The following is a 9203-nucleotide window of genomic DNA, read 5'->3' as shown; positions in this document are numbered from 1 at the left end:
AATATATGAAGTTGAAAAAATATCTGCTAAATCAAATAAACGGTCCAAGACGGTGCTCATTTTTATATGATGATTTTCATCGGCATTTCTGTAGGCGGGCTGCCCCGTAAATGTACACGGATTTACCGCCCAAGAACTTAAACTACTAACTTTTAAATTATTTTCTTGAACTAGTAAACTTAGATACTTAGCCTGTTCCAAAGAAATAGTATCAATCGTCGAACCGTTTAATTTTCCTCTTAAATCAATGTTTTCAAATCCAAGTTCATGTGTATGCTGAAGCGCCTCTTCGAATGATTCACAGCCTAGCATATCTGTAAAAATACTCAGTTTCATTTTTTTATTCCTCCTAAGGTTTATTCAATTGTGATCCAGTTACCAGAACGATTATTTTTGTAAGCCTCAAAAATTTTCGTTAAATGCACGGAGTCTTTTAATGTAGCCCGTTCAATTTTTCTGCCATTTAACACGGCATTTGAAAAGTGATTGACACTTTGAACCATTCCTTGAAGAAAAAGATTTTTATTATAGAGTTGCCCTAAAGAAAATTCTGGCTCCCAATGCACCGGTCCATCAGTAGGGTCATCACCGATATAGGATGGGGCTTTTCCATACTCCCCACTTCCCTTCGACCCCTTATAATAAGATAATCTCATGCCGTTATCGATAACGATATTTTGTTTATTTCCAATTACCTCATATCTTTCAAAAGGACTCGTATCAGCCTGTGTGGAGGGTAACTCTAAACTACCAACAGCACCTGACTTAAAACTAAGCAGCGTTTGCACATTTCCACTTGGCTGGTGTTCAATAAAGCACATCTCTTTTACCTCACCCATTAGGTAATGGATCCCAGACATGGGATGACAAATATCTAAAAACCAATGTAAGCCTGTACGTTCCCCGTGTTCTTCCTGAAATGGCGATAGTGTGAGTGGGTACCTTCCTGACACGGATACTGGTTCACCAAAAGAATTACCTTCTAGAATTTTTTTTGCCTTTTCAAACGATGGATAAAAGTAACGTTTATTAGAAACTAGAACAAATTGACCTGTCTTTTCTTCCAATTCTAATAATTCTTCCGCTTCTCTTACTGTGTAGGCGACAGGCTTTTCGATCCAGGCTGGTAAGCCTGCCTTAAGAATATCTGGGACGATCTTCGGGTATAAAGGATGGCCGTTCCTATCAAAATTTAAGACCACAAATACAGCATCCAGGTCTTCTTTTTTTAGCATTTCCTTATAGTCTGTATATGCTTTTTCAGCACCAAATCTTTTTTTATAAATATCCGCGCGTTCTTGGTTCAAATCACAAACTGCTACTAACTCAATCGGAGCATAATCAAACGTAGGATAAACATTTCTAAAAGCATGCGCACCACAGCCAATAAAGCCCACCCTAATTTTTCTGGCATACTCATAATTAAATTGGATCGGTTCCATCATTTCTCCCCTTTTCTTAAGCTATTTGTCAATCCCTTATTACTCGCCAATTGTTATTCGATCTGGTGCCGAATAAGCAATAATCATTCGACAAGGTTCCCAGCTCGTAACCGTTGCATTATGTGGGATATTCCGCGGGATTCGCAACATCATTCCCGGCTTCAGATGGTAAGATTCGTCTCCCAGTGTGTGATCGCACTCACCCGACAGGACAAAGATCACTTCTTCGCAATTTGGATGGACATGACGGGTATTGGATTCTCCCGCCTTGATGTAAACCATGCCGAATGTCATTTCGCACTCGGGATCAATTTCTTGCCCACAAAGCCACTGAATTCCCCCCCAATCCATTGGTAATAGATGCTTCTCTGTATTCAAGTCTGTAATTGTTGCCATTCAAATCGCTCCATTCGTTTGTTTTTTTGAAAAGCTATTTTCATATATTCCAACAAAGAACCTACTTATTAGCTCCTCCAGTCATCCCTTCTACGAATGACCGTTGAAACATGATATAAATGATAATACTTGGAATCATACTAATAACGGTTCCGCCAAAGATTAATCCAAAATTGGTTGTTTGCTCCCCCTGGAAAGAATACAAACCGAGTGAAATGGTAAATTTCTCTTGGGAGATCAACAAAACTAACGGGAGTAAAAAGTCATTCCATATGTTCATAAATGTGAAGATTAGCAAGGCTACTACACCTGGTTTAGCGAGTGGCAGAATGACAGACCAAAACGTTCTCCATTCCCCGGCACCATCTATTGCGGCTGATTCCCGCAGTTCTTTTGGAATATCTCTAAATGTATTTCTCATCAGGAATATCGAAAATGGCAGCGCCAAACCTGATGACACTAAGGTAACACCCGTAAGAGTATTAACTAATCCCATTGTTTTTAATTGAAAGAAAATAGGGATAATGATCGCCTGAACTGGTAAGGCCATGCCTAATAGTACCAAGTAGAATAGCAGATTATTTCCTTTAAAAGACAAATGGGCAAACGCATATCCTGCAGGACAGGCCACTAGGGCAACAATAACCATGCCACCAATCGTGATAAAAGCACTATTTAAGAAGTACTGCTTGAAGTTTCCTAGGTTCCATGCATTTAGATAATTGTCAAAATTCCACGACTTTGGCAGCGAAAAAGGCGAGTTAAAAATTTCCATATTAGTCTTGAAACTCGCAAGTACCGCATAGAAAATCGGAGCTGTTATAAGGAGAAGTAATAGTAGTAAGATCGCCCATAGTGTAAATTGCGAAGATTTCCACCTTTTGATGAGAGCTTCCACTAATTTTCACTCCTTTCACGGTAATAATTAAAGGTAATCGTAAATATGATGACGATTATTCCTAGGACTACACTTCCAGCAGTGGCATAGCTTACCTTATTCATACTAAAAGCAGCTTTATAGACATAGGTTGAAACAAGCTCACTCATATAAAATGGACCACCCTGGGTCATAATCCAAATCAAGGCAAATCCCTTCAGCGCATTAATAATTACCATGCTGATAACCACGTTCACTGTATTACGTAAACTAGGGATGGTTATACTCCAAAATTTTCTGATTGGACCTGCTCCATCGAGCTCGGCTGCCTCATAGAGTTCATAATTAATATTTTGCAGCCCAGCTAAAAATAAAATCATATAGAGACCATAAAAGGCCCACGTACTGGCTATAACTAAAGCGGGGATAACAAATAAAGGTTCTCCTAACCAATTTTTTGCTAGATTCTCTAATCCAATTGATTTTAGAAATACATTAATGGGTCCCATCATCGGATCATAAATTTTGGACCATAACACACCAACAACTGCTAAGGAAAGAACACTTGGCAGGTAGAAGCCCGCTCGAAAGAAAGATTTGCCTTTTTTTACACGACTAATTAATACGGCCAATATTAAGGTAGGGATGACCATTAAGATTAAACTTAAGCCGACCCATAACAAATTATGTCCTAGTGCTTTTAAGAAAATCTTGTCATCGGTAAGTTTGATATAATTTTCAAACCCAACAAAATTCATGGAAGGGGCTGCACCGTCCCAATCAAAAAAGCTAAAACGAACTGCGTCTATCATCGGATGGAGCATAAAGATTGAATATAAAAGTAGCGCTGGTAACAGAAAGGAAAGAATCGTCATCATCTTTTTAAGCTTTACTTTGTATTTTCCCTTTACTAATAAAAGACTCTTCTTTTGATCAATCTCTAAAGAGGATGTAGGATCAGATATGTTCAATGCGTTACCCCTCCTTTACATTGAGAGGCTTAAACCATTTATTTTTTCCAAATAATTTAAGCCTCTTTTTTTTATTTCTTGCTTAATTTAAACCCTGCAGCACGGTCTTTCTCAGCGGCCGCTTCAATATTATTCATCGCTTCCTTAGGGGTACTTAATCCACCTACTAACCCCTGTAAGTTTTGATAGTATGCTTCCTTCGTTTCTACACCAATAAATACACTTGGATTGTAACCTGATCCATCTGCAATATCTTTCATCGAAGATTTTAATACCTCACCTGCAGGCACCATACCAACCGAAGCTTTTGAAGCAGGAACAAAATTGTAATCTGGTGATTTTAATACAATATCGCTATAATCTTTTGAAATGATAAAACTAAACCATTTCTCTGCTAAATCGACATCTTTGGCTTTTGTTGGAATGACCCATGTCAACCCAATACCTCCCACGGGTTTAGCTGTCTCCCCTTCAATAAAGGAAGGCATCATAAACGTATTTACGCTGGATTGTAATTTTTGGTCCGCAAGATCGGTAATTAAATAGGTTCCCTCAGCTTCCATTGCAGCCTTTTTACTTAAAAATCTAAACTTTGAATCTGGCTGCGTTTGGGTTACTGACTCTTTGGTAATGTATCCCTTTTTCACCCAATCTGCCATCATTTCGGCTACTTCGACAATCTCTGGATCATTCCACTTTCCATTTCCATATAGAAGATCTTCAACCTTTTCAGTACCTGCAACAGACTCTAACATGACACCAAATAGCCATCCGATCGCATATCCATTACGTGCACCTACTGTTATTGGTGAGACTCCTGCATCCTTTAGTTTTTGAAGCGCTTTCAAGAATTCATCCTTTGTCGTCGGAACATTGATTCCATTTTGTTCAAAAACATCTTTGTTATAAAAGAATCCTATCGCATCAATCATATGGGGTACTTCAAAGATGTTTTTCTCGCCAGAGATAAGGTCATAGGCAAATGGTCGTAATTGATCTTTCCAATTGTTTTTTTCGTATAATTTATTTAATGGTTGAATTAAATTTACATCGGATAGTACAGAGACTCTTCCAGGACCCGCATTCATTAGAATGGCATCTGGGGGCTCAACACCTGATTGCAATAGTGTTGGTAGTTTTCCTGATTCTACCTGAACATCCCCAGTTGCAACATTTACATCTACACCAGGATTAAGTTCTTTAAATTTATTGACTACCTTTGTCCATTGCTGTTTTTCTACATCGTTATAATAATTAGGAATATATAGATTAAGTGTTTTATCTTTCTCTACTTTTGCACTTGCATCTTTGCTACCTTCATTTTTACTTGATGCCTTTTCGTTGGAACTAGCTGTTGGTGACTGACACCCGACAATCATTGTTAACATCACTAATGTAAGCGCGAATGCAAAATAACGACGATAATTTTTCACCTTAAGATCCTCCCCGTTCATTTCCTCAATGATTTTTTCAGGACAATACTAGTTCTATTAAAAAAGTAATTTACTTTTATTCCTCCCTTCGCTATTCTTAGATTATTATTTAGTAGCTTACTGATAATTATAAATTTTATAAATAATATAACAACAGGACAAAGCGTAGGAAAAAGGGGTCATTTCGTGGATTGCAATAACCTCAAGAAGTAAACTAGTAAAACGAGAGGAATATATAATAGATGAGATTTGTAACCTCCATTTTTTTTAAACTCCTTCTTTCATTTGTGCTTATTTCAGTACTTCCGTTATCATGGGTCGGTTGGATTACCTATCATAAATATTCACAAAATCTTTTTGAAAAATTAGAGTACCACGCCAATTACATCTTAAGTCAAAAAATGAAAGCGCTTAATACTTTTTTGTTTGATCTTGAAAGAATGCAATCTGGTATGAAGACCAGTACGGTTTTTTCACAATTTCTAGGAAACCAAGATCCCACATTACACCCCCAGCTTTATCTAAAACTTGATTTACTAATGGAAAGTATTCAGACGATAAGGCCAGAAACAGTTGGTATTACCATTATTAGTAATAATGGATTTGTGTACAATTACGGTTATTCTCTCAATATGAATTTTACAAAGGATAATTTTAATAAACTTTCTTGGTTACAGGAAATTGAGAAAAATAACCTGGACCCGATCATTACCAATCTCCATACCAGAGAGTATTCAAACCAGGATAAAGATCAAAAGGTCTATTCCTATGTTCAAAAGGTTTGGGATAGAAAACTACGGAGCTACGGCTATATTGTGATCGATTTTAAACCAGAATTACTTAGAAACATATTAAATAATGAACTTGATTCCCCTAACGCATCCGGGACATTTATTTTTAACAAACAAAGTTTTGTCATATCGCCAGAACGTTCTTCGAATCTTTCGTTTGATTCCGTTAAAAATCAAAAAACTGGGTCTACCATTCATACAAAAGATGATATAAACTACCTGTTTTTTAAACAATATAATCCGAAGACTAAGTGGTACGTAGCAGAATATTTTGTAGAGGATGATTTTTATAAGCCTGTTAATGAGGTAAAGCTAATTGCTTGGATGATCACGATTATTAGTGTATTAGTTTGTTTATTAGCAGCATTGGTTATCTCACAAAGAATATCCAGGCCAATTAAGGACTTGCAGGAAGTTATGAAAAATGTAAAAGGTGGAAATCTCGATCTACAATTCAATGTTCATTCCAAGGATGAAATTGGCGAACTCGGACGAGGATTTAATGAAATGCTTGTGCAGATAAATAAGTTAATCAAATCTGTGGCCAAAGAGGAGAAATTAAAAAAAGCTGCGGAAATCACTGCCCTTCAGCTCCAAATTAATCCTCACTTTCTTTACAATACACTTGAATCTATTAACTCATTAGCAAGGATGAAAAAGGAGTATGAAATAAGCCACTTAATTGTTTTATTAGGCAAATTATTACGATTAAGCATTAGTTCATTTGAGGAAAAAATCCCTATAAATCAGGAAATTATGTACATAGAAAGTTATTTAGAAATTCAAAAAGTTAGAATGAGAGATCCTCTTGACTATTCCATTTTGCTGGATGATCGGATTAAAGATTGTCTAACAGTAAAGTGGATCCTCCAACCAATTGTAGAAAATGCTATTATTCATGGGATCGACCCTTTACGGACCACTGGGAAGCTAACCATTGAAGGAAAACTAGTAGATGAATGCATCCACTTTACCATTAAAGATAATGGAAGAGGAATGATTCCTGAGCAGCTTGAACAAATTCGCGACCAATTGAAAAATAAATATGAGGACTTATCAAAATATAAAAAGAAAATAGGATTATACAATGTTCAAACCAGGATTCTGTCACATTATGGAGATAATTTTGGCATCAGTATCGAAAGCAAAATGAACAAGGGTACTACTGTCACCATAAAAATTCCTAAAGAGGTGTGTGATGACAATGAAAAAAATGTTAATCGTTGATGATGATTGGTTAATTTCCAACAGTCTAATGTCAATGGACGAATGGAATGAGCGAAATATAGATGTTATTGGGACTGCCGAGAATGGTAATGAAGCATTGTATTGGATGGAAAACGAAAAACTAGACATAATCCTTACAGATATTCGAATGCCGCATATGGACGGTATTGAATTAACCAAACATATTTATGAACATTCACCAAGAATTGATGTCATTATTATGAGCGGGTATGAAGAATTCTCCTATGCACATAATGCTCTAAAATATAATGCAAAAGGATACATCTTAAAACCAATCGATACAAAGGAGCTTTTTGGAGTTATAGATAAAATTCAAAAGGAATTGGAGACCACACTCGAAGATTCTTCTTCAGTAGACGACGTTAAATCGGCTACTTATCATGAAAGATTAGTGCTAAGTGCAAAATCCTACATAAATGCTAATTATATGAATCCAATCACGTTAAAGGATGTATCTAAACGTGCTCACCTTACAGAACATTACTTTGGGCAAATTTTTAAATCAACGACCAGCGAATCATTCCTTCAATACCTAACTCGAATTAGATTAGAAAAAGCTTGTCAATTGCTTAAAAATCCTTGCCTTAAATACTACGAAATTAGTCAGCAAGTTGGGTATACTGACCCCAAATACTTCACGAAAATGTTTCAAAAAATTTATGGATTAACCCCGAAAGAATACAGAAAACAATTTTTTAATTTATAATCTATTCAGCAAAACTGTGCCTGTACAATTACTATAGCTTTAGATTCCTTGCGGACAGGCACTAGTCCCATTAAGACAGATGTTAAATGAATAAGTAGAGTAAGAAACTGATTTCAATGGGATAGCCTTCGGCTATCTCTTTTACTTTCAGTTCCTCCTCATCCGTTCGACCATACAGTACTTCATCTATTAGTTAAACAGACAATGTTCTATAGGTTTTATATTTGATATTATCATCAATTTACCTTATTGAGGATATTTTCTGTGAAGGCGCTCAATAAAAAAATCCCCCAAATGGAGGACGGTTCAAATAGTTGATAGATCTTTTCACCTATTTATCTCATTACTTTATTGCTGTAAAATTTTAACTAAATAGAAAATTCAATAAATAATTTCAGTATTGAACTATTACTAAGGGGGTTCCAATGGACTATCATCTTCTCACCTTTGTAACTGTGGTTGACAAAAAAAATTTTACGCGTGCAGCCGAGACCTTGCATATTTCACAATCTGCGGTTACTTTATCCATTAAAGCACTTGAAAAAGATTATGATTTAAAGTTACTTGACCGTAATAATAAATATGTGCGTTTAACAAAAGCAGGAGAAATCTTATATCATCATGCAAAAAAAATCTTATCCCATTACGATCTGATGAATCGTTTAATCGATGATTTGTCTCATTCAGCAAGTGGAATCCTTACCATTGGTTCCAGCTATACCTTTGGGGAATATTTGTTACCAAAACTCATTTCACAGTTTAATGGGGAATATCCATTAATCAAGCCTAATATTTCTATCAGAAACTCTCGTCGAATCATATCTAAACTACTTCGTGGAGAATTAGATTTAGGAATTGTTGAAGGGGTTATGGAACACCCAAAATTGCAGATTCAACCGTTTGCCCAAGATGAGATGGTCCTAATTGTATCTTCAAAACACCCTTTAGCAGTGAAACAAGAAATTAAATTGAATGACTTACACTCGGAAACTTGGATTATTCGAGAAGAAGGTTCAGGAACCCGCCAAGCTATCAATCAACTTTTTTCAACAAATAATTTTTCACCTAACGAAATTCGATCGTTTGGGAGCTCCCAAATTATTAAAGAATCGGTTGAAGCCGGTTTAGGGATTTCGATTTTATCTATACATACAATTCGTAAAGAACTAGAATTAAAAACACTAAGTACCTTACGGATTAAGAACAACCCAATTATTCGTAATTTTTGCTATGTGATCCCCAAAATGGACTTTCAACCTAAATCAGTCGATCTCTTTTTAACATTCCTTCAAAATTCTTACACCTTAGACGTATTGGTTTAATTCTTTGCAACTTAAAT

General features: G+C 36.0%; 9 protein-coding genes. 3 read left to right on the top strand and 6 right to left on the bottom strand.

The features are described from left to right. The 6 genes from V7137_RS18735 to V7137_RS18710 form a co-directional block, all read right to left on the bottom strand. Positions 1-336: hypothetical protein (locus V7137_RS18735; protein WP_335699479.1), on the bottom strand; the 336-nt coding region annotated here is incomplete at its 3' end. A 20-nt stretch (positions 337-356) separates the two neighbouring features. Beyond that, on the bottom strand, positions 357-1442 hold the full coding sequence (locus tag V7137_RS18730) for a Gfo/Idh/MocA family protein (protein ID WP_335699478.1): 1086 nt from the start codon (positions 1440-1442) through the stop codon (positions 357-359). Positions 1443-1481: 39 nt separating this feature from the next. Continuing rightward, a complete protein-coding gene (locus V7137_RS18725) occupies positions 1482-1838 on the bottom strand; it encodes a cupin domain-containing protein (RefSeq protein ID WP_335699477.1) in 357 nt (118 codons plus the stop codon). Between the two features lie 61 nt (positions 1839-1899). Further along, positions 1900-2736: a carbohydrate ABC transporter permease gene (locus tag V7137_RS18720; protein ID WP_335699476.1), complete on the bottom strand. Its 837-nt coding sequence runs from the start codon at positions 2734-2736 to the stop codon at positions 1900-1902. Next, on the bottom strand, positions 2736-3686 hold the full coding sequence (locus V7137_RS18715) for a carbohydrate ABC transporter permease (RefSeq protein ID WP_335699475.1): 951 nt from the start codon (positions 3684-3686) through the stop codon (positions 2736-2738). Before V7137_RS18715 ends, V7137_RS18720 begins: the two co-directional genes overlap by 1 nt. Positions 3687-3757: 71 nt before the next feature. Continuing rightward, positions 3758-5119, bottom strand: a complete 1362-nt coding sequence (locus tag V7137_RS18710) for an ABC transporter substrate-binding protein (RefSeq protein ID WP_335699474.1) — start codon at positions 5117-5119, stop codon at positions 3758-3760. 242 nt (positions 5120-5361) lie between these two features. Between V7137_RS18710 and V7137_RS18705 the strand changes: the two genes are divergently transcribed. The 3 genes from V7137_RS18705 (at position 5362) to V7137_RS18695 (ending at position 9186) form a co-directional block, all read left to right on the top strand. Continuing rightward, the gene (locus V7137_RS18705; protein WP_335699473.1) at positions 5362-7137 is read left to right on the top strand and encodes a sensor histidine kinase; all 1776 of its coding nucleotides are present in this window, start codon (positions 5362-5364) and stop codon (positions 7135-7137) included. Further along, a complete protein-coding gene (locus V7137_RS18700; protein ID WP_335699472.1) occupies positions 7115-7864 on the top strand; it encodes a response regulator transcription factor in 750 nt (249 codons plus the stop codon). The genes V7137_RS18705 and V7137_RS18700 overlap by 23 nt, the downstream gene beginning before the upstream one ends. Before the next feature lie 425 nt (positions 7865-8289). Continuing rightward, complete coding sequence (locus V7137_RS18695) at positions 8290-9186, top strand: LysR family transcriptional regulator (RefSeq protein WP_335699471.1); 897 nt, start codon at positions 8290-8292, stop codon at positions 9184-9186. The last annotated feature ends 17 nt before the right edge of the window (positions 9187-9203 follow it).

Source organism: Neobacillus drentensis, assembly GCF_036962765.1.
GTDB lineage: Bacteria > Bacillota > Bacilli > Bacillales > Cytobacillaceae > Neobacillus > Neobacillus drentensis_C.
Note: the sequence above shows the minus strand (reverse complement) of the source record. Positions and strands in the feature narration are given on the sequence as shown.